Source organism: uncultured Lacinutrix sp., from assembly GCF_947500325.1.
Taxonomy (GTDB): domain Bacteria; phylum Bacteroidota; class Bacteroidia; order Flavobacteriales; family Flavobacteriaceae; genus Lacinutrix.
The window spans coordinates 13,622-34,004 of sequence record NZ_CANMRQ010000026.1 but is presented as its reverse complement, the minus strand read 5'-3'; the positions used below and the strand labels follow the sequence as shown (position 1 = coordinate 34,004).

The window sequence follows — 20,383 nt, the reverse complement described above, 5'->3', positions numbered from 1 at the left end:
ATATCGTATGCTTTTAAAAGAATAAAAGTATTCTTTATATATAAACCAAAAAGGAGCTCTAAAAGTAAAAAGAGATTCCTTTTTTCAAAGGAATTTTATGCCAATAATAAAACCAGTAAAAGGAAAAACACCACAAATACCACAAGATTGCTACATAGCAGAAAATGCTACTATTGTTGGAGATGTGACAATGGGGAAAGAATGTAGTATATGGTTTAATGCAGTATTACGTGGAGATGTGCATTACATTAAGTTAGGTAATAAAGTTAATGTTCAAGATGGAGCAGTAGTACATTGTACTTATCAAAAATATCCAACAACTATTGGGAATAATGTATCTATAGGACACAATGCTATTGTTCATGGCTGTACTATTCATGATAATGTACTTATAGGCATGGGAAGTATTGTAATGGATAATTGTGTAGTAGAGAGTAACAGTATTGTAGCAGCTGGAGCAGTTGTTACTCAAAATACAATTATAGAATCTGGTAGTATTTATGCTGGTGTACCAGCAAAAAAAGTTAAAGACATAAGTAAGGCACTTATTAATGGAGAAATAAACCGAATTGCTGAAAATTATGTTAAGTATTCTAGCTGGTTTAAAGAGTAGTTTTTATAATAGAGATTAATGCTTCAATAGAGTTTAATGTATTAATCTTTTTTGTAGACATAAACTCCTCAAAACCATTCTGGGTTTCTTTTATAATTATAGGATATGTATAATTTGTATTAGTATGTTTTGTTTCAAATTCATCAATATGAAGAAATTCCATGTCAATATTACTTTGTTCTCTAAAATCTTTCCAAACTTTGTTTTCAGAAAAGGTGTCGAAAGTAATTGCACATAAATTGCAATTATATGTTTTAGGGCTAAAAATTTTATGGGCAACATCTAAAAATGTATTAGCAAGACCTGAATTTGCGTTATAGATGAAGATTAGTTTTTGCATACTACATAAGTAGTGATTATATAGTATAACTTACTAAAAATTTAAATATTCAACTTTAAAACGATTTCCTAAAAGTGACTGCATCACTTCAGTATTTTTTATATTAATATAAAAAGCGTTTGTAGGTTTTTTAATATCATTATTTAATAGACTATACTGCTTTAATATGGTTTTAGTTTGCTTGGCTACCGCTGCACCAGAATCTATAATTTTAACGTGTTTAGGTAATAGATCTAGTAATTGAGGAATAAGATATGGGTAATGTGTACAGCCTAAAACCAAGTAATCAATATTAGCCTCTAGCATTGGTTTAAGATAAGGCTTCAATAATGATCTCATAGTTGTTGTATTCAGCATTCCTGTTTCAACTAAAGGCACTATGCCTTCTCCTACTTGTTCAATTATTTTAATGCCATTAGAATACAGGTCTAATGTTTCATGAAATAATGCGCTAGATAAAGTGCCTTTCGTAGCCAAAATACCTATTGCTTTGGTTTGTGTTTGTAGTGCGGCAGGTTTAATAGCAGGCTCAATACCAATAAAAGGAACATCATATTTTTCTCTTAAAATAGAGATGGCATTGGTTGTAGCAGTATTGCAAGCAACTACGATTATTTTACAGCCTTTTTGTAATAGATACTCTGTATTTTTTATACTAAGTTCTATAATTTCATTTTTAGTTTTTGCGCCATAAGGTGCGTTTTTACTATCGGCAAGGTAAATAGTATTTTCATTTGGTAATAAGGTGCGAATTTCTTTCCAAATAGAAGTGCCTCCAACACCAGAATCGAATATGCCAATAGGTTGTTTACTCATAGAAATGATAATGTTATAAAAATACAAAAGCCACCTTAAATAAGGCAGCTTTTATAGTTGTAAAATTAAGTTTTAATTAGATACCTAATTCTTTCTTTACATCTGAAAGTAAATCTTTACCTTCTGCAGTAATTAAAGTTGCTCTGTCTAAAACATATTGAAAACCTTGTGCTTTCGCTACTTTATTAATTGCAGCTAATGCTTTTTCTTGAATAGGCTTTAATAATGCTAATTCTTTCTTTTGAAGTTCTTGTTGAGCATTAGCAGCATATTGCTGAATACTTTGTGAATCTGTTTGTACTTCAACTAAACGCTTTTCATTCTCTTCTTGAGTTTTTCCAGCAGCCTCAGTTTCGTATCTTTTCATTTTGTTTTGATACTCTGTACGCATAGCTGTTAAATCTGCTTCGTAAGTTTTTCCTACTTTTTCCATTTCCGCTTGCGCAGCTTTCATCTCTGGCATTAAAGAGATAAGCTCATTTACATTAATGTGAGCGACATTAGATTGGGCATTTGTAAAACTAGTTGCTCCAATAAATAATGCTGCTGCAATAAGTAGTGTTTTAAATTGTTTCATTTTTAATAGTATTTATTTGTGTGTTATAATTATTAATTGTTATCGTCTTGAGTATCGTCTTCTGGAGCACTTTCTTTCGCTTCTTTTGCTTTCTTACGGTCCTCTAAGATTTTTTTTCTTTTTTCTTCTAATGCTTTTTTTCTTGCAGCTCTATCTGCTAACTTTTTTTGTCTACGTTCTTCTAAAATTTGCTCTCTAGTTTTTGGAGCTTCTTCACTTTCAGAACTTTCTTTTTTATTTTCAGTACCTTCTTCTTTATCTCCAGCTTTTTCTTCTTCACTCATTTGATTCTCTCCATCTTCAGTTGTTTTGTTTTCGGCATCTAATTTTTCTTGCTTAGCTTTTTCTCTATCTGCTAAAATTTTTGCTCGCTTTTCGGCTGCCGCTTTCTTGCGCTCTTCAACTAATTTTTTTCTTGCCGCTTTCTTTTCATCTAATGCTTTTTGTCTAGCGTCTTTTCCTTCATTTACTTCAACAACAACATCTTCTTCTTTAGCTTGTTTTTTATCTTTTCTAGACTTTAATTGCTTACGTTTAGATGCTCTTGTTATTGTTCTTAATACGCGTTCACTAATATCAAACCTTTCAGCAGAATACAACATTACAACATCGGCAGATTTATCAAAAACGAAATCATATTTTCTTGCTTTTGCAATATCTTGAACGGCTTGAAAAATTTGATCTTGGATAGGCTGCATTAATTGCCTTTTTTGAATCATTAAATCTCCATTTGGTCCAAATCGTTTTTGTTGATAGTCTAAAATTTCTTTTTCTTCAAAATTTATATCTTCTTCACGTTCTTCAATTAATTCTTTGGTTAATAATACTTTTTCAGTATTTAAAGCCTCACGCTGTTCTTTAATAGAATTTAGTTTAGCTTCTATCTCAGTTTTCCATTTTTGTACCTTAGATTCAAGTTGAGTTGTTGCTTCACCATATTCAGGAACATTTTCTAAAATATATTCGGTATCTATGTAGCCAATTCTAACACCTCTGCCTTGGGCATTAATATTCCAGCTCAACATAGACATTATAGTCAATAAAAAAAGAACTTTAAATTTCATCTGTTTAGTTTTTATATTCATAAGCTATAAACTCAAAAAATGACAGATGATTGTCTTGATCCTGTCTTATATTTTGAATTACTTAGTTTCAAAATAACGAATTTTAATTTTAAAAATTTAATTCCTGAATCAAATACTCAAACTGTACATTGAAAATATCGTGCCAAAAATAAAAATTTATAGGGATAGTACATATAAAAACAGCTTTTAATTTATTGATTAAAAGCTGTTTTTGTCTTAAAATTGTTGTCCAATAATAAAGTGCGTTTCCCAACCATGTTTAATTGTTTGACCAGGTAATGCATCAAATCCATGACCAAAGTCAATACCTAATAATCCAAATGCAGGCATAAATATTCTAACACCTAAACCAGCAGATCTTTTAACATTAAAAGGATTATAATCTTTAAAATTATCATAAGATGCACCTGCATCTAAAAACCCTAAAGCAAATATTTTTGCACTTTGTTTTAATGTAATAGGATATCTTAATTCTAACGAGAATTTATTGTAAGCAGCGCCACCATCTTGACTAGATAAAGCTTGATTTGGATAACCTCTTAATGCTATAACTTCTCTACCATCTAAACTAAAATTACCTAAACCGTCACCACCTAAATAAAAACGCTCGAAAGGAATAACACCTCTATCTTGATTATAAGCGCCTAAGAAACCAAATTCGATAGTAGATTTAAATACAAATTTGTCCACCAACTTAGTATACCAATCTCCTTTAAATTTTACTTTATAAAATTCTAACCATTTAAAACGTTCTTGATCAATTTTAGATATTCTATCTGCAGCAGTAGTTCTTTGTGCTGCGGTACTATTTGTATTAGCTAGAATTGCCGACTTTTCATCACGCTCTTCTTTTAGAGATTTATAATCTATTCCATTAAATGCAGAATATGGTAAAGAGAATTTGGCAGTGACATTAAAGTTAGAACCTCCTGTTGGGAAAATTGGATCGTTAAATGTATTATTTCTACTTAAACCTATGGTGTATGATAAATTATTAGAGTAACCGTCGCCAAATGTGAACAGACCAGTATTGTAGTTTTTTAAATTATAATGCTGAAAACTTAAGGCCTGAGATAATGTGAAATAATCATCCGGTACAGATAAACGTTTTGCTAAACCGAAAGTAATTCCAGTAATATTAAAGCGTCTATTTTTATCTGCTCTTCTTGTTTGAGGATCAAATAAAAATTGTTTTGTATGTGATAATGATGTTGAAAATTGAACAGGTTTCTTTCCTCCCATCCAAGGTTCAGAAAACGAGAAGCTATAGGTTTGGAAAAATCTACTTGCTTGTAAACGTAAAGCTAATTTTTGACCATCACCAGTTGGTATAGGTTTGTATGCGTCTGCTTTAAAAAGATCTTTAATTGAGAAGTTGTTAAAAGATAATCCAAGTGTACCTATAAATCCACCACCACCATAACCACCTTGTAGTTCTATTTGGCTAGATCCAGATTCAACTACAGAGTATTCCATATCTATAGTACCATCTTCAGGATCAGCATTGTTAAAGTTAGGAGTAATTTGCTCTGCATCAAAGAAACCTAATTGACTCAATTCACGAACAGTTCTTACAACATTGGCTTTACTGTATAATTCACCTGGTCTTGTTCTTATTTCTCTATAAATAACATGGTCATTTGTTTTTTCATTACCAATAACAGATACTTTATTAAAGTGTACAGGTTTACCTTCAGTAATTCTAATTTCCATGTCAATAACATTGTTATCTGCATTCACCTCTACTGGATTAATTGTAGAGAACAGGTAACCATTATCTTGGTATAAGTTAGTTATATCATTACCATCTGGTTTTGTTTCATCTGCAATTCTTTTTGCTAATTCTACACCGTTATATGTGTCTCCTTTTTCTATACGTAATATACGGTTCAAAAATTCATCAGTGTATACGGTGTTTCCAACAAAAGAAATGTTACCATAGCTATATTTTTCGCCTTCTTCAACTTTAATATTTAAAGTAACATGTTTTTTGTCATTAATTATCATTGTGTCCGAAATAATACGAGCATCTCTATATCCAACAGATTTGTACTTGTTTATTACATTTTCTAAATCTTCTTTATATTCAGCTTCAATATATTTTGAGCGTTTTAGAATACGAATTATATTTTTTTGCTTCGTATTTTTCATCGCTCTTCTAAGCTTTTTGTCACTTAAGATTTCGTTACCTTCAAAATTAATCTTCTTTATCTTTACTTTCTCTCCGCGATCTACATTAAGTAACATGTTTACTCTTGCTTTTTCAATAGAGTCGTTTACTTCAGAAGTATTTATAATAACCTTAGTGTTTAAATAACCTGCTTTACGATTTTTATTTTGAATGTAGTTTTTAGTAGTTGTAATAAGGTTTTCTGTAACTTTAACACCTTTTTGAAGCTTATTTTCTTTTATTAGAGCTTCTTTTTTTCCTTTTTTTACACCATTTATTTGAAGTTCACTTAATTCAGGCAAATCAGATAATCTAATTTCAAGATATGCGTTTCCATCTTCAACTTTAGTAAGATAAACCTCTATGTCACTAAAAAGATTTGATGTCCATAGTTTTTTTACAGCATTACTTATTTTTTCTCCAGGAATAGATATGTCTGTTCCTTTTCTTAATCCAGAATAAGTGATAATAGTTTGCTCACTAAAGCTAGTATTTCCTTTTACTGTTATTTCTGCTAAGGTGTATGTTTTACTATTTGCATAAGATAACTCTTGCGCCTGAGCAAAAAAACTTGTCATTGTAATGATTACAACTAATGCGTACTGTAGGATTTTTTTCAATTGTAATTGTTTAGCTAATTTGTTCACTTGTTTTCCCAAATCGTCGTTCTCTTTTTTGATATTCTGAAATAGCGTCATAAAGATGCTGTTTTGTAAAATCTGGCCAAAGTATTTTTGTAAAATACAATTCGGCATAAGCAATTTGCCATAATAGAAAATTGCTAATACGTTGTTCTCCACTAGTTCTAATTAGTAAGTCAACGTCTGGTAAATTTTGCGTGTAAAGATGCTCATTAATAATCGATTCGTCAATATTTTCTGTAGAAATTATATTATTTTTAACTTTAATACTTATTTCTTTAACGGTATTTAATAATTCTTCTCTAGAACCATAGCTTAAAGCTAAGGTTAAAGTCATTCGATTATTGTTTTCTGTACTTTTAATAACATCACTTAATTCCTTATTTACTTTAGAAGGTAAGGTTTTAAGGTTGCCAATAGCTGACAGTTTTATGTTGTTTTCTTGAAGTGTTTTTATCTCTTTTTTTAAAGAAGACACTAATAATTTCATTAAAGTATCTACTTCTAACTTTGGGCGATTCCAATTTTCGGTAGAAAAGGCATATAATGTTAGATTTTCTATTCCTAGTTCTGCACAAGCTTCTACTGTTTCTCTAACAGATTTAGTCCCGTTTTGATGTCCAATAGCTCTAATTAATCCTTTTTGTTTAGCCCAGCGACCATTGCCATCCATAATTATGGCGATGTGTTTAGGTAATTTTTTTGTATTTAAATCTTTTATATCCACTTTCTTTATTGTGGGCAAAAACATGGGTTTCTACCAAAAGTATAAGTTAAAGTAATGCCTGTAAAGACATACCAATCATTATTATTAATGTTTCCAAAGCTTAATGATGAATCAGCACCTTGAAAATCGGGCAAACTACCATCTAATTCATCAGAAAAAGTATACCTAGCACCAATTTCTAAAGCTAAAATAAAATCTGTTGATATTGCCGCTTTATAGCCTAGAACCATTGGTATACCATAAGCAAAGCTAGATGTATTAGCAGGTGTGAATTCTCCTTGACCGTTAAAAAAGAAATTATCATGTTTTGCTACACTAATTCCAGTATACAAATATGGTGTTGATACAAAATCGCCACCATGTAAATCAAAGGGTAAAAATGTAAATTCCATTCCAGCAGATAATTCTAGAAGATCATTAGTAAATCCAAAACCTCTAATTTGTCTACTAGGATCATCAGAATCACTATCATTAGCTTCTAATTGAGTATACATAAGTGATACTCTATAAGAATGTCTTGGACTTCTATTCCATTTATATATGGCACCAAAAGCTACGTTATTGGGCGCAATGTAGTTAGTTGCTCCAACATCGCCTATAAAGTTACTGCCCCCAACGAAAATACCAAATTCGTTAATTTGAGCAGAACTTAATTGTGTGCTTAAAAATACTATTAATAAAACAGTTAAATACCTCATAAATCTTCAAAGTTTGCAAATATAATAAATAAGATTAGCCTATAACAATTTAGACCAAATAGTTACAGTTTAAAACAGCTTTTAGATTGAAATATTGTAAAAAAGTGATTTTTGCTTGATAGATTGTTGAAAATATAGCTTTAATTTCGTTTGTCTTCTCCCCAAAGCAGTTTTTTTCTAAGAGTCGTTAAGAAGCTTTCACTATCAAATTCAATCATATTAATAGTAAAGGGAGCTTTTTTTATAGTTATAACTGTATCATTAGAAAGCGTAGCTATTCTTGAGTCAAGAGATACTAGGTAATTGTCTTCTCTACCACTAACTTTTAATTCTATTATTGTTGAGTCTTCTATAACTAAAGGTCTAGCACTTAAATTATGTGGTGCTATAGGAGTTAATACAAAACTTGTAGTATCTGGAGTGATTACTGGTCCTGCACAGCTTAATGAATAACCGGTTGAGCCAGTAGGAGTTGCTATTATTAATCCATCGCTCCAATAAGATGTTAAATATTCGCCATTAAGTTTTGTTTCTACAGTAATCATTGAAGTTGTATTTTTTCTACTTACTGCTATTTCATTAAGAGCAAAATCTAAATCTATAATATCTTTGTTTTCAGGAGTTGTCTCTATTGCTAATAATGTGCGTTTTGATAAAGAATATTTTTTATTATAAATATGGTCAATAGCTTCTTTGATATTTTCTGTTTGTATAGTCGCTAAAAAACCTAGCCTACCAGTATTAATACCTATTATAGGAATGTTTAAGTCTCGAACAAAAGTAATAGCTCTTAAAATAGTACCATCACCACCAATACTAATAAGTAAGTCAAAACTTTCATCTAAAATATTGAAAACTTTATAGTTAGATAGGTTGCCTAATTTAGATTTAATGTCTTTGTAAAATTCAGCTTCAAGAAAGAAAGAAGCTTTGCGTTCTTGTAATGTTTTAGTTAAAACTTTGAGCGCTTCTTTAGACTGTTTTTTAGGATATTGACTATAAATAGCTACTTTCATCTATTACATGTTTAAGTATTTATTTAAATAGTCTGATCGTTCTTTTAAACCAATCAAGAAACTATCTTCCTCATGACTAGATAGTACATTGTAGCTATATCTTCTAAAGGTTTGTGTTATTTCATTTAAATCTGCATTACTTATTTTTAATGTGATCTGAGCTACGTCATTTTCAATTTTTGATATAAAAGCACCTAGTAGTTTACCATTATTAGATTCAACAATTTGACTTGCTTCACTAAAAGAATAATCCGTTAATCCTTTTTCAACAATGATAATAGCTCCAGCTTCTGCAAAAAAGGGTGTTTCATTAAATAGACTAATGACATCGTTTAATTCGTAATACCCTAAGTACACATTTTTATTACTTAATACAGGCATTATATTCGTGGAGTTCTGAGCGAAAGCTTCTAGAACATCTAGCCAGTTTGTATCTTCTCTTACAAAAAAGCCTTCACCAGCATAGCGATAGTCTTCTATTTGTTTATTGCTTTCAAAGCAGTGTGCATCATTTTCTGAGATACAACCTAAATAAACGTCATCTTCATTTTTAATAGGAATATGCGAATAAGTTAGTTGGTTAAAAAGTAATTGAATTTCACTTACCTTTTCAGTGTTTAAAACTGGTTTTATATCATTTATAACGTAATCAAGGAGATTCATTGCAAGTTGGTATTTTATGCAAATTAATTAAAAAATAGTTCAAAACCGCAGTTCTACTTCGTATTTTTGTGATTATAAATTTAAGTTCAAAAATGACAAAACTAAGCGTCAATATAAATAAAATAGCCACTTTAAGAAATGCACGTGGTGGTGATGTGCCTAACTTAGTACAATTTGCAAAAGATGTTCAACGCTTTGGAGCAGAAGGAGTGACTATACATCCTAGGCCAGATGAACGCCATATTCTTTATCAAGATGCTCGTGATTTAAAATCAATAGTGCATACCGAATATAATATAGAAGGAAATCCTAATCCTAAATTTATAGATTTAGTATTGTCAATAAAGCCAACACAAGTAACTTTGGTTCCAGATGCCGTAGATGCTATTACTAGTAATGCTGGTTGGGATACTGTAAAACATAAAGATTTTTTGACTGAAGTTATTACGGAGTTTCAAAATAACGGAATAAGAACTTCTATTTTTGTTGATCCCGAAACAAGTCAAATTGAAGGAGCAAAAGCTACAGGAACAGATAGAATAGAATTGTATACAGAAGCTTTTGCACATCAATACGGCTTAGGAAATAAAAATGGAATAAAACCTTATACAGCTTGTGCAGAGATTGCAAATACAATTGATTTAGGTATAAATGCAGGTCATGATTTGTCTCTTGATAATATTAAATTTTTTAAAGAGAATATTCCTGGTTTATTAGAAGTGTCTATAGGTCATGCTTTAATCTCTGAAAGTATATATTTAGGTATTGAGAATGTCGTTAATATGTATTTGAATAAGCTTAAATAATGCAATTGTACTCCAATATAATAGGCCAAGGACAACCGTTTTTAATTCTTCATGGATTTTTAGGCATGAGTGACAATTGGAAAACCTTAGGTAAACAATTTGCCGAAGATGGTTTTGAAATGCATTTAATAGACCAGCGTAATCATGGTAGAAGTTTTCATAATGATGACTTTAGCTATGAAGTATTGGCAGAAGATTTAAAACTGTATTGTGATGAACATAATTTACAAAATGTTATTTTATTAGGTCATTCAATGGGAGGAAAAACAGCAATGTTGTTTGCTACTTTATATCCAGAAATTGTTAAACAATTAATTGTAGCCGATATTTCTCCACGTTTTTATCCTATACATCATGATGCTATTTTAGAAGGATTAAGCAGTTTAGATTTTGGTGTTTTAAAAAGTAGAGGAGAAGCAGATAAACAATTGTCAAATTATGTTCAAGAATTTGGAACACGTCAATTTTTGCTAAAAAACCTCTATTGGGTAGAAAAAGGACAATTAGGACTGCGTATTAATTTAGATGTTTTAAAAGAGAATGTTTCAGAAGTTGGTGAAGCCTTACCAGTGCATTCTAAATATGAAAAAGACACTTTGTTCTTAAGAGGAGACAAAAGTGAATACATTGCTTTACAGGATGAAAAATTAATTAAAATTCATTTCCCTAGTGCTAGAATTGAAACTATTTCTAATGCAGGACATTGGTTACATGCCGAAAACCCTAAAGATTTTTATACTACTGTTGTTAATTTCGTAAATTGAATTCATAAATAATTTTAAAAAGAAATTAATATGAATCTAATAATCCGCCTTTTATTAAACGCTATTGCTGTTTTTGCATTAGCACATATTTTAAATGGAGTGCAAGTAGATAATTATGTTACAGCAATACTGGTTGCTTTAGTATTATCGATTTTAAATTTATTAGTGAAACCGTTATTAGTTATACTAACATTGCCAATTACTATTTTCACATTAGGCTTGTTTCTTTTAGTTATAAATGGAGTAATTATTTTGTTGGCAGATAAATTTATTAATGGTTTTTCGGTGAGTAACATATGGTCTGCAATATTGTTTAGTATTCTATTATGCATATTACAATCATTGTTGCATTCCTTTTTAAAAAAGGATAAAAAGAAAGCATAATAATAGCTGGATTTCAGTAAGTTAAAAACTTTGATGGAGTGTAAAAAAGTACTACTTTTGCACTCCATTTTTGGTTACAATAAAAAAGTCTATTCAAAATGAATATTACAAGAGAAAATAAAGATGCATTAAATGCTGTAGTAACAGTAGCAATTGAAAAAAATGATTACGCTACTAAAGTTGAAAAAATCTTAACAGATTATAGAAAGACGGCTAACATTCCTGGATTTAGAAAAGGGCACGTGCCAATGGGAATGGTAAAAAAACAATACGGAAAAGCTGTTTTAATTGATGAGGTTAATAAATTAATTCAAGATGGATTAAATAAATATCTTACCGAAGAAAAACTAGATGTTTTAGGGCAGCCATTACCAAAAATGCAAGATGAAATTGATTGGGATAGCGAAACTTTTTCTTTTGAATTTGAATTAGGCTTAGCACCGGAATTTGATGTAAATTTAAAAGGTAAAAAGGCTATTACACATTATAATATTGTTGCAGACGATAAGATGATTGACGATCAAGTTGTAAATATTCAAAAACAATATGGAAAGTTAATTGCTCAAAATGAAGTAGTAAAAGACAGTGAGATTACTGGAACTTATACTAATGAAGAAGAAGGAATTGATAATAAAGTTACATTAACTTTAGATAAATTTAAAGGCAAAGCTACAGAAAAGCAATTTGTAGGTGCTAAGGTTGGAGATGTTCTTACATTAAAAACTAAAGGACTTTATAGTGATGATCATGAATTAATGCATGCATTAAAAATAGAACATGATAAAGCTCATGGTTTAGCAATCGAGGTGAATTTTGAAATTTCTGAAATCAATCAAAGAGAATTAGCAGATTTAGATCAAGAGTTATTTGATAAATTATTTGGTAAAGATACTGTGAAAACGGTTTCTGAATTAAAAGAAAAGATTAAAGAAGATGCTGAAAAGCAATTTGTGCAACAATCTGATCAAAAATTATTAAATGACGTTACTGAGTATTTAGTTGACAATACAAAGTTTGACTTACCAGCAGAGTTTTTAACAAAATGGATGCAAACTGCAGGTGAAAAAGAAATGGATGAAGCGACTGCAAAAGAAGAATATGAAAAATCTGAAAAAAGCTTACGCTACCAATTAATCGAAGGGAAAATCATGGAGGCTAATGGTCTTAAAGTTGATTTTGAAGATGTTAAGGAAAGTGCTAAAGCAATGATTAAAGTGCAAATGGCGCAGTTTGGGCAAATGAATCCTTCAGAAAAAGAATTAGAAGATATTGCAGCACGTGTATTATCTAATCAAGATGAAGTAAAGCGTTTAAGTGAGCAAGTAGTAAGTCAGAAATTATTAAATCTGTATAAAGAGAAAGCAAACGTAAAAGCTAAGGAATTAACATATGAAAAGTTTGTTAAAGAAGTTTACGGTGATAAATAAGACCAACGTTCTTTTTAAAGAATAATCATTATATTTAGGCGTTGAATTTTTTATAATTCAACGCCTATTTTATTCGCGTTAAATTCGATATAAAACTTTTGAAAAACGCATGAATTACATTACATTTAAAATCTTCTGAAAGACTTTAGATAACAAAAAAAGATTAAATTTTTAAAATACATATGGATTACGGAAAAGAATTCGAAAAATTTGCAATAAAAGATCAAGGTATTAATAGTAACTACTACGGTAAAATTATTAGTAGTATGTATCCTCAAAATATGACGCCTTATGTTATAGAAGAACGTCAATTAAATATCTCACAATTAGATGTGTTTTCTCGTCTAATGATGGATAGAATACTTTTTTTAGGAACTGGTATTAATGATAATATTGCAAATATCATCCAAGCGCAATTACTATTTTTAGCAAGTACAGATGCTTCTAAAGATATTCAAATGTATATTAACTCTCCAGGAGGAAGTGTTTATGCTGGTTTAGGTATTTATGATACTATGCAGTTTATAAATCCAGATGTCGCTACAATATGTACAGGAATGGCAGCATCAATGGGAGCTGTATTATTGTGCGCAGGCGAAAAAGGAAAAAGAAGTGGTTTAGAACATTCAAGAGTTATGATTCACCAACCATTAGGTGGAGCACAAGGTCAAGCTAGTGACATTGAAATTACTGCTCGCGAAATAATAACACTTAAAAAAGAATTATATGAAATAATTAGCAAGCATTCTGGTCAGGATTACGACAAAGTATATAATGATAGTGATCGTGACTACTGGATGAAAGCAGATGCTGCTAAAGAATATGGTATGATTGATGAAGTTTTAACTAGAGACTAATAAAATTTTATTAGTATTTAAACTAAAAAAATGGCAAAGGAAGAATTAGAATGTTCGTTTTGTGGTAGGAAAAAGCCAGAAACAAGTTTATTAATTGCAGGACTAGATGCGCATATATGTGATCGTTGTATAGAGCAAGCACATGGTATTGTTTTAGAAGAATCTAAGCAAAGCGATAATAGTGAATTATCTGCTGAATTAATGTTACGTAAGCCACAACAAATTAAAGCGTTTTTAGACGAATATATTATAGGTCAGGAATATACTAAGAAGGTTATGTCGGTAGCGGTTTATAATCACTACAAGCGTTTACTGCAACCGCCAACTAATGATGATATTGAGATACAAAAGTCTAATATTATTATGGTAGGTGAAACAGGAACGGGAAAAACATTAATGGCTAAGACTATTTCAAAAATGTTGAATGTGCCTTTAGCTATAGTAGATGCTACGGTATTAACTGAAGCAGGATATGTTGGAGAAGATGTAGAAAGTATTTTAACACGTTTATTGCAAGCAGCAGATTATAATCTTGAAAAAGCAGAAAAAGGAATTGTTTTTATAGATGAAATAGATAAAATTGCTCGTAAAAGTGATAATCCATCTATTACTAGAGATGTATCTGGAGAAGGTGTACAGCAAGCATTATTAAAATTATTAGAAGGAACTGTTGTAAACGTGCCACCAAAAGGAGGACGTAAACATCCAGATCAAAAATTTATAGAAGTTAACACAGAAAACATTTTATTTATTGCTGGTGGAGCTTTCGATGGTATAGAACGTGTTATTTCAAAACGTTTAAATATGCAAGCTTTAGGTTATAGCGCTGCAATGAGTGAAGATACAGTAGATAAAGACAATATTTTACAATATATTATTCCAAAAGATTTAAAAGATTTTGGTTTGATTCCTGAAATTATTGGGCGTTTACCAGTTTTAACCCATATGAATCCATTAGATGGTAACACGCTTAGAGCAATTCTAACAGAGCCTAAAAATGCTATTATTAAGCAATATAAGAAACTATTTTCTATGGATGACATAGAGTTAAGTATCACAGAAGGCGCCTTAGAATATATTGTTGGTAAAGCTATTGAGTATAAACTGGGAGCAAGAGGCTTGCGTTCACTTTGTGAAGAAATTTTAACAGATGCTATGTTTGAGTTGCCTGGTTCTGACACTAAGAAACTTAGTGTAACAAAAGCATATGCAGAACAAAAGTTATCTAAGTCTACTTTAAAGAAATTGAAGGCAGTATCTTAGGTAAAGGAAATAAAAACTATTAATTAAAACCTATTCTTAATTAAGAGTAGGTTTTTTTATTTTATAAAATGAACTTTAGAGAGTATTTAAAAATTGAAACTGATAGATTAGTTTTAAGGCAAATTAATGTGCAAGATATAGAAGTGATTTATAAGTTGCGTTCTAATTCAATTGTATGTAAGTTTATATCAAGACCTTTATATCAAGATAGAGCAGAAGCCAAAGCACAGATAGAAAAACTTTTACAGCAAATAAGTGAGAATGCTTCTATTACTTGGATTATAATGTATAATAATAAATCAGTTGGGACTATTTGTTTGTGGAATTTTTCTAATGATAGAAAAACGGCAGAAGTAGGATATGATCTTTTACCTAAATATCATAATAAAGGTATTATGACAGAAGCTTTGCAGCCTGTTTTAAAATTTGGTTTTAACGTACTGCAATTAAATACTATTGAAGCATATACTCATAGTGATAATATTAATTCTAGACGCCTTTTAGAGCGTCAAGGTTTTATTTTTTGGCCAGAAAAGAAAGATGAAGGTTTTCCTCTTAATGTGATTTACAGTATAAAAAAACCACTCTAGTACTTAGAGTGGTTTTTCTTTCTATTCGAATTTGGATTAACAAATTAACACATCTTCAAAAGGAATTTAGATTAATAGCAAATAAATATAGTTATAATTATCTGTATTTCAAAAGATTGTATGGTGTTTATTATTCTATAATGATAAACTCTATCCTTCTGTTTTTCTGGTACTCGTCGTCGTCACAAGATGTTTTACAATCTATTAACGGTTGTGTTTCACCATAACCGTGAGATATTAATCTCTCTCTGTTAACACCTTTGCTTACTAAATATGATAAAGCAGACGCAGCACGTTTTTTAGATAACTTCATATTGTAACTATCATTACCTCTGTTGTCTGTATGAGCATTTATTTCAATTTTCATTTCCGGGTATTCAGCTAAAATGCGTGCAATACTATTTAAAGAAATTAAAGATTCTTGTTTTATGCTCCATTTATTATAATCGAAATAGATGTTGTTTACAACAATCATTTTCTTGTCTTCTACTTCTTCAATTACTGCTTTTGTAGCGTCTAATTCTAATTTTTTATTATATGTTTTATCTCCTCTAATATTTGATGTAAAATCAAAATTTGCTTTATCAAAACCATCTTTTTCGATTGCTATTGTATAAGATTCAAAAGGGTTTACTTTAAAGTTATACGTAGCGTTTTCTTTAGTTTTTTGCCTAGCAATTTCTTCTCCTTCTTCATTAAATAAAACAACTAGTGTATTTGGTAATTTGATTTGAGAATCTTTATCAACAATAACACCTTCTAAATTTTGAGCGACATCTTTTACAGAGAATTTATAAATATCATAGCGTCCTTTTCCAAGAGATTTATTTGAACTTAAATATCCTTTGTTTTTTGAAGCCATAAAATAAGCAACTTCATCATATTCTGTATTAATAGTATTTCCTAAGTTAATAGGAGTTCTAAAGCCATTAGTTATGATTTTACTTTTAAAGATATCAAAGCCTCCAATATTATCATGTCCTTGAGATGAGAAATATAAGTATTCTCCATCTTTAGGTATTGAAGGATATTTATCATCAAGTTGAGTATTAATTTTGTCTCCTAGATTTTTTACTTCAGTTAAAGAACCATTTTCTTTTATTTTAGAAACATAAAGGTCGTAACCACCATAACCACCTGGTTTATTTGATGAGAAATATAAAAACTTTCCATTTGGAGATACAAAAGGGTTTTCTATTGAGTAGCCATTAGTGTTTACGTTTAATAACTCTTCTTCAATCCAATTACCATGGGAATCTTTCTCTAAAGTAACTTTGTATAATTTATAAATTGACGTATTGTCTTTAGTACTTCTTGTAAAATACATAGTTTGCTCATCTGGAGAAAATGTTATCTGGTCTTCATTGTTAGTATAAGTATTTATTATTCTTGAAAATAATAAAGGCTTTTTTAATGAACCATCATCTTTAATATCTAAACAAAATAGATTTTTATAACCTTCACCAGTAGCTTTGTCTTTTTTAGATAATCCTCCAAGTTTCTTTGCGGAAACCATGATAAATTTATTCATAAAAAAGCCAGAACCATATTCAGAATATTTTGTGTTGATTCCTACATCTAAAGTTGTAAATTCAAAACCATTAGAACCAATAGAAGTTTTTGGAATTATTGAGTTTTCATTTAAGTTAGCTTCAGCAAGAAAATCTTGATCAGAATCTTGAGCAAAGGTCAGATTTATAGCAAATAAAAAGACTAGTATGAGGGATAAATTTTTCATAATCTATAATTAGTATTAATTATGACGTAATTATAAACTAAGAATACTGTTTTCGTTATATTTTTTAGGTGAATAGCATGAATACTCGTTGAGGAATTTTACACAACATGTAGTTTGTCGATAATTTATTTATTGTGGTGTTTTAAGGATGGATCATCATTAAAATGTCTAAAAAACTATTTTTTAATAACAAAAATTAAAAAAATGAAACAAAACAATAATGTGTGTTTTTTGTTAAATCCTAGAAGAATACAGATTGGCGATTTTTTAAATATTTGGTCGTTAAAAATAAATAAAACCGAATGATTTTAAATCGATTAACGGTAAACGGTTGTTTAATGATTGAGTTTCAGTAAATCCTCAATATAATCACGTGTGTTAGATAATCTTGGAACTTTATGCTGTCCGCCAAGTTTATCATTTTGTTTAAGCCAATCGTAAAATAGTTGGTTTCGAGCGATATTAATTTTAGGTTTATTTAATGTGATATTATTATATCGCTTAGCTTCATAATCTGAGTTTAGAGACTTAAGTGCATTATCAAATAATTCATTGAAATAGTCAATGTCTTTTGGAGGCGTTTTAAACTCTATAAGCCATTCATGTGCTCCTTTTTCTTTACCTTCCATAAAAATTGGAGCAGCAGTATAATCTACAATTTCACTTTCAGTTTTCTTACAAACTTTTTTAAGTGCATTTTCAGCATTTTCAATAATAAGTTCCTCTCCAAACACATTAATATGGTGCCTTGTTCTTCCAGAAACTTTAATGCGATATGGGGATATAGAAGTGAATCTAACAGTGTCACCAATTTTATAACGCCACAAGCCGGCATTGGTAGAAATGATTACAGCATAATTTTTATTTTTTTCTACCTCACTTAATGGAATTACTTTTTGATTTGGAGTGCCATGCGTTTCCATAGGGATAAACTCATAGAAAATACCATAGTCTAACATTAAAAGTAATTCACTTGAATGATTTTGATCTTGAATTGCAAAAAAGCCTTCAGAGGCATTGTAAATTTCATAATATTTGAAATCTTTCTTTGGTAGTATATTACGGTATTGTTCTATATATGGATTAAAACTAACGCCTCCATGAAAATAGACTTCTAGATTAGGCCATATATCAAATAGTGACGTTTTTCCAGTTTTATCTAAAACATTATTTAATAATACAAGCATCCAAGATGGCACTCCAGCTAAACTTGTAACATTTTCATTAATAGTTTCATTAACAATAGCAGCCATTTTAGTTTCCCATTCACTCATTAAAGACACTTTACTGCTTGGTGTACTACTAAACTCAGCCCAAAATGGCATATTATCAATTAATATGGCGCTTAAATCACCAAAAGCAGTACCGTTTTCTTTGTATAGTTCTTTGCTGCCTCCTAGGCGTAAACTTTTACCAGTAAATAGTTGTGAGCCTTCGTTGTTATTTAAATACATGCATAATAAATCTTTACTAGCTGCATAATGACAATCTATTAAAGACTCTGTGCTTACAGGTATAAATTTGCTTTTCGCATTTGTTGTACCACTAGATTTTGCAAACCATTTTATTGGACTAGGCCAAAAAATATTGTTTTCACCCAAACGAGACCTTTCAATTAAGTCTTTATGGCCTTCATAGTTTTTTATGGGTATACGCTCTGCAAATTCTTTGTATGATTTAATGGAAGAAAAATCATATAGTTTACCAATCTCAGTGTCTTTAGCTGTTTCTATAAGTCCAAAAAGTAATTCTTCTTGCACTTCATTTGGGTATTTTAGAAACAATTCAATTTGGTGAAAACGTTTCTTTAAAAACCATGACGCAATTGAATTTACTAAAGGTATTGGCATATTTTTGATGTATATTTAGATTTTAAAAATAACACTTTTTTTTATGACCTACCAAGGCGTTTTAACAAAAATGACAACTGAGTTTTCTCAGCCAATTCAATATTATTTAGTTTTTGAAAATGATTTTATTCACATGAATCAATTATTAAATAAAACGTTGAGATTCCAATTTGTTAAGCATCAATGCTTAAACTGTAAATTAGATAAGCCAATTTATAGACAAGGGTTTTGTAAAAGTTGTTTTTTCGATATTCCTCAGGCTGCAGATTGGATTATGAGACCAGAATTAAGTACGGCACATTTAGGTAAGGAAGATCGTGATTTAGATTATGAGAAAAGTGTACAGTTGCAACCGCATATAGTGTATTTGGCAAATTCTAGCAATGTAAAAGTAGGTGTTACAAGAAAAACGCAGGTGCCTACCAGGTGGATAGATCAAGGTGCTCATGAAGCTATAGAAATTGTAGAAGTGCCTAATCGTTATTTGGCTGGCATTACAGAGGTTGCATTAAAGGATTATGTAGCAGACAAAACGAATTGGAGAAAGATGCTTAAAAACGATATTGAAGATGAAAACTTGATTGAGTGGCGAAATAAATTAAAGCAATATATCCCAGATGAGGCACAAGATTATTTTTTAGAGCATAATACCGAAACATCTATAGAGTTTCCTGTATTACAATATCCTGAAAAACCCAAAAGTTTAAACTTTGAAAAAGCTGGAACTTATCAAGGTGTTTTAAAAGGAATTAAAGGGCAGTATTTAATTTTTGAAGATGGAACCGTAAGTAACATTAGAGGAAATGAAGGTAGTGTGGTTAGTATTGAAATAGTATGATTTAATTTGTAGTTTTTGTTTCTAATTATCGAAAGATTGTAAATCGGGTTTCAAAAATTCTACTTTTGCTTTATTAGAATTGAAAATATCAAAGCTGTAGTGTTGATCAATAAGTTCTTTAAAGTTGTTTTTAAGCTGTGGAAATTCATTTAAAAACGCTTTGAAACTTTTAGATTTCGATTTAAGAATAAAATGGTAAACTATTTTAATAGCTACTATCGTTAATGTTTTGTTGTATTTGTCTTTTGCTCCTACAAAAACCACAAAATTTTGTAATTGAGACTGAATGTTTTTTTCGGCGATTTCAATTCCGTCATTTTTAATACTAATCCATGCTAATCTTAGGTGGGCTTCATGGCTAAATATTTTTGGGTTTAGTTTACATTCTATAAATTGTTTTACAAATTCTATATCACTTAAATTATAGTGTGTTTCCATGGTAATTGTTTTATTATCGTAAAATAAGTAATAACCAAAAAAACCTCGCATTTTAAAAATGCGAGGTTCGTATATATTGTAA

21 protein-coding genes are annotated in these 20,383 nt (G+C 30.0%); 9 read left to right on the top strand and 12 right to left on the bottom strand.

What is annotated here, in order from left to right; genetic code table 11:
* The first annotated feature begins 97 nt into the window (after positions 1 to 97).
* Positions 98 to 613 carry a gamma carbonic anhydrase family protein gene (locus Q0997_RS18495; protein WP_299891720.1) on the top strand — a complete coding sequence of 172 codons (516 nt, stop codon included), beginning with the start codon at positions 98 to 100 and terminating at the stop codon, positions 611 to 613.
* Here Q0997_RS18495 and Q0997_RS18490 read toward each other — a convergent pair.
* From Q0997_RS18490 to Q0997_RS18450, 9 genes are all read right to left on the bottom strand, one after another.
* Complete coding sequence (locus Q0997_RS18490; RefSeq protein ID WP_299891718.1) at positions 603 to 953, bottom strand: GTPase; 351 nt, start codon at positions 951 to 953, stop codon at positions 603 to 605. The genes Q0997_RS18495 and Q0997_RS18490 overlap by 11 nt on opposite strands.
* Positions 954 to 986: 33 nt before the next feature.
* A complete protein-coding gene (gene murI, locus Q0997_RS18485; RefSeq protein ID WP_299891715.1) occupies positions 987 to 1,769 on the bottom strand; it encodes a glutamate racemase in 783 nt (260 codons plus the stop codon).
* Between the two features lie 76 nt (positions 1,770 to 1,845).
* Positions 1,846 to 2,346, bottom strand: coding sequence for an OmpH family outer membrane protein (locus tag Q0997_RS18480; protein ID WP_299891712.1), 501 nt, complete (start codon positions 2,344 to 2,346; stop codon positions 1,846 to 1,848).
* Positions 2,347 to 2,378: 32 nt separating this feature from the next.
* A complete protein-coding gene (locus tag Q0997_RS18475; RefSeq protein ID WP_299891709.1) occupies positions 2,379 to 3,410 on the bottom strand; it encodes an OmpH family outer membrane protein in 1,032 nt (343 codons plus the stop codon).
* A 237-nt stretch (positions 3,411 to 3,647) separates the two neighbouring features.
* Positions 3,648 to 6,299: a POTRA domain-containing protein gene (locus tag Q0997_RS18470; protein WP_299891706.1), complete on the bottom strand. Its 2,652-nt coding sequence runs from the start codon at positions 6,297 to 6,299 to the stop codon at positions 3,648 to 3,650.
* A complete protein-coding gene (locus Q0997_RS18465; RefSeq protein WP_299891740.1) occupies positions 6,232 to 6,969 on the bottom strand; it encodes an isoprenyl transferase in 738 nt (245 codons plus the stop codon). Before Q0997_RS18465 ends, Q0997_RS18470 begins: the two co-directional genes overlap by 68 nt.
* Before the next feature lie 5 nt (positions 6,970 to 6,974).
* Complete coding sequence (locus Q0997_RS18460; RefSeq protein ID WP_299891703.1) at positions 6,975 to 7,667, bottom strand: DUF6089 family protein; 693 nt, start codon at positions 7,665 to 7,667, stop codon at positions 6,975 to 6,977.
* A gap of 140 nt (positions 7,668 to 7,807) precedes the next feature.
* On the bottom strand, positions 7,808 to 8,683 hold the full coding sequence (locus tag Q0997_RS18455) for an NAD kinase (RefSeq protein ID WP_299891701.1): 876 nt from the start codon (positions 8,681 to 8,683) through the stop codon (positions 7,808 to 7,810).
* 3 nt (positions 8,684 to 8,686) lie between these two features.
* The gene (locus tag Q0997_RS18450) at positions 8,687 to 9,346 is read right to left on the bottom strand and encodes an acetoin utilization protein acuB (protein ID WP_299891698.1); all 660 of its coding nucleotides are present in this window, start codon (positions 9,344 to 9,346) and stop codon (positions 8,687 to 8,689) included.
* 92 nt (positions 9,347 to 9,438) lie between these two features.
* Between Q0997_RS18450 and Q0997_RS18445 the strand changes: the two genes are divergently transcribed.
* From Q0997_RS18445 to Q0997_RS18415, 7 genes are all read left to right on the top strand, one after another.
* Complete coding sequence (locus Q0997_RS18445) at positions 9,439 to 10,152, top strand: pyridoxine 5'-phosphate synthase (protein WP_299891696.1); 714 nt, start codon at positions 9,439 to 9,441, stop codon at positions 10,150 to 10,152.
* A complete protein-coding gene (locus Q0997_RS18440; protein WP_299891693.1) occupies positions 10,152 to 10,916 on the top strand; it encodes an alpha/beta fold hydrolase in 765 nt (254 codons plus the stop codon). Before Q0997_RS18445 ends, Q0997_RS18440 begins: the two co-directional genes overlap by 1 nt.
* A 30-nt stretch (positions 10,917 to 10,946) precedes the next feature.
* A complete protein-coding gene (locus Q0997_RS18435) occupies positions 10,947 to 11,300 on the top strand; it encodes a phage holin family protein (protein WP_299891691.1) in 354 nt (117 codons plus the stop codon).
* A 98-nt stretch (positions 11,301 to 11,398) separates the two neighbouring features.
* On the top strand, positions 11,399 to 12,727 hold the full coding sequence (gene tig / locus Q0997_RS18430) for a trigger factor (protein WP_299891688.1): 1,329 nt from the start codon (positions 11,399 to 11,401) through the stop codon (positions 12,725 to 12,727).
* A 182-nt stretch (positions 12,728 to 12,909) separates the two neighbouring features.
* Positions 12,910 to 13,584: an ATP-dependent Clp endopeptidase proteolytic subunit ClpP gene (clpP, locus tag Q0997_RS18425; protein WP_299891685.1), complete on the top strand. Its 675-nt coding sequence runs from the start codon at positions 12,910 to 12,912 to the stop codon at positions 13,582 to 13,584.
* A 30-nt stretch (positions 13,585 to 13,614) separates the two neighbouring features.
* The gene (gene clpX, locus Q0997_RS18420) at positions 13,615 to 14,847 is read left to right on the top strand and encodes an ATP-dependent Clp protease ATP-binding subunit ClpX (protein ID WP_299891683.1); all 1,233 of its coding nucleotides are present in this window, start codon (positions 13,615 to 13,617) and stop codon (positions 14,845 to 14,847) included.
* A gap of 68 nt (positions 14,848 to 14,915) precedes the next feature.
* Positions 14,916 to 15,437, top strand: coding sequence for a GNAT family N-acetyltransferase (locus Q0997_RS18415; protein ID WP_299891680.1), 522 nt, complete (start codon positions 14,916 to 14,918; stop codon positions 15,435 to 15,437).
* 130 nt (positions 15,438 to 15,567) lie between these two features.
* On the opposite strand, the gene Q0997_RS18410 is transcribed toward Q0997_RS18415, so the two are convergent.
* Positions 15,568 to 17,175, bottom strand: a complete 1,608-nt coding sequence (locus Q0997_RS18410; protein WP_299891678.1) for an OmpA family protein — start codon at positions 17,173 to 17,175, stop codon at positions 15,568 to 15,570.
* A gap of 335 nt (positions 17,176 to 17,510) precedes the next feature.
* Positions 17,511 to 19,025 (bottom strand): GH3 auxin-responsive promoter family protein, encoded by a 1,515-nt coding sequence (locus Q0997_RS18405; protein WP_299891675.1) that lies wholly within the window; start codon positions 19,023 to 19,025, stop codon positions 17,511 to 17,513.
* Positions 19,026 to 19,068: 43 nt separating this feature from the next.
* Between Q0997_RS18405 and Q0997_RS18400 the strand changes: the two genes are divergently transcribed.
* Positions 19,069 to 19,863: a DUF2797 domain-containing protein gene (locus tag Q0997_RS18400; RefSeq protein ID WP_299891672.1), complete on the top strand. Its 795-nt coding sequence runs from the start codon at positions 19,069 to 19,071 to the stop codon at positions 19,861 to 19,863.
* Between the two features lie 21 nt (positions 19,864 to 19,884).
* On the opposite strand, the gene Q0997_RS18395 is transcribed toward Q0997_RS18400, so the two are convergent.
* Positions 19,885 to 20,301, bottom strand: a complete 417-nt coding sequence (locus Q0997_RS18395; RefSeq protein WP_299891670.1) for a hypothetical protein — start codon at positions 20,299 to 20,301, stop codon at positions 19,885 to 19,887.
* Positions 20,302 to 20,383: the final 82 nt, after the last annotated feature.

Excerpts from the sequence above, each read along its gene's own strand:
- Q0997_RS18495 (WP_299891720.1), top strand. The coding sequence starts at position 98 with ATGCCAATAATAAAACCAGTAAAAGGAAAAACACCACAAATACCACAA.
- Q0997_RS18490 (WP_299891718.1), bottom strand. The coding sequence starts at position 953 with ATGCAAAAACTAATCTTCATCTATAACGCAAATTCAGGTCTTGCTAAT.
- murI (WP_299891715.1), bottom strand. The coding sequence starts at position 1,769 with ATGAGTAAACAACCTATTGGCATATTCGATTCTGGTGTTGGAGGCACT.
- Q0997_RS18480 (WP_299891712.1), bottom strand. The coding sequence starts at position 2,346 with ATGAAACAATTTAAAACACTACTTATTGCAGCAGCATTATTTATTGGA.
- Q0997_RS18475 (WP_299891709.1), bottom strand. The coding sequence starts at position 3,410 with ATGAAATTTAAAGTTCTTTTTTTATTGACTATAATGTCTATGTTGAGC.
- Q0997_RS18470 (WP_299891706.1), bottom strand. The coding sequence starts at position 6,299 with ATGACGCTATTTCAGAATATCAAAAAAGAGAACGACGATTTGGGAAAA.
- Q0997_RS18460 (WP_299891703.1), bottom strand. The coding sequence starts at position 7,667 with ATGAGGTATTTAACTGTTTTATTAATAGTATTTTTAAGCACACAATTA.
- Q0997_RS18455 (WP_299891701.1), bottom strand. The coding sequence starts at position 8,683 with ATGAAAGTAGCTATTTATAGTCAATATCCTAAAAAACAGTCTAAAGAA.
- Q0997_RS18450 (WP_299891698.1), bottom strand. The coding sequence starts at position 9,346 with ATGAATCTCCTTGATTACGTTATAAATGATATAAAACCAGTTTTAAAC.
- Q0997_RS18445 (WP_299891696.1), top strand. The coding sequence starts at position 9,439 with ATGACAAAACTAAGCGTCAATATAAATAAAATAGCCACTTTAAGAAAT.
- Q0997_RS18440 (WP_299891693.1), top strand. The coding sequence starts at position 10,152 with ATGCAATTGTACTCCAATATAATAGGCCAAGGACAACCGTTTTTAATT.
- Q0997_RS18435 (WP_299891691.1), top strand. The coding sequence starts at position 10,947 with ATGAATCTAATAATCCGCCTTTTATTAAACGCTATTGCTGTTTTTGCA.
- tig (WP_299891688.1), top strand. The coding sequence starts at position 11,399 with ATGAATATTACAAGAGAAAATAAAGATGCATTAAATGCTGTAGTAACA.
- clpP (WP_299891685.1), top strand. The coding sequence starts at position 12,910 with ATGGATTACGGAAAAGAATTCGAAAAATTTGCAATAAAAGATCAAGGT.
- clpX (WP_299891683.1), top strand. The coding sequence starts at position 13,615 with ATGGCAAAGGAAGAATTAGAATGTTCGTTTTGTGGTAGGAAAAAGCCA.
- Q0997_RS18415 (WP_299891680.1), top strand. The coding sequence starts at position 14,916 with ATGAACTTTAGAGAGTATTTAAAAATTGAAACTGATAGATTAGTTTTA.
- Q0997_RS18410 (WP_299891678.1), bottom strand. The coding sequence starts at position 17,175 with ATGAAAAATTTATCCCTCATACTAGTCTTTTTATTTGCTATAAATCTG.
- Q0997_RS18405 (WP_299891675.1), bottom strand. The coding sequence starts at position 19,025 with ATGCCAATACCTTTAGTAAATTCAATTGCGTCATGGTTTTTAAAGAAA.
- Q0997_RS18400 (WP_299891672.1), top strand. The coding sequence starts at position 19,069 with ATGACCTACCAAGGCGTTTTAACAAAAATGACAACTGAGTTTTCTCAG.
- Q0997_RS18395 (WP_299891670.1), bottom strand. The coding sequence starts at position 20,301 with ATGGAAACACACTATAATTTAAGTGATATAGAATTTGTAAAACAATTT.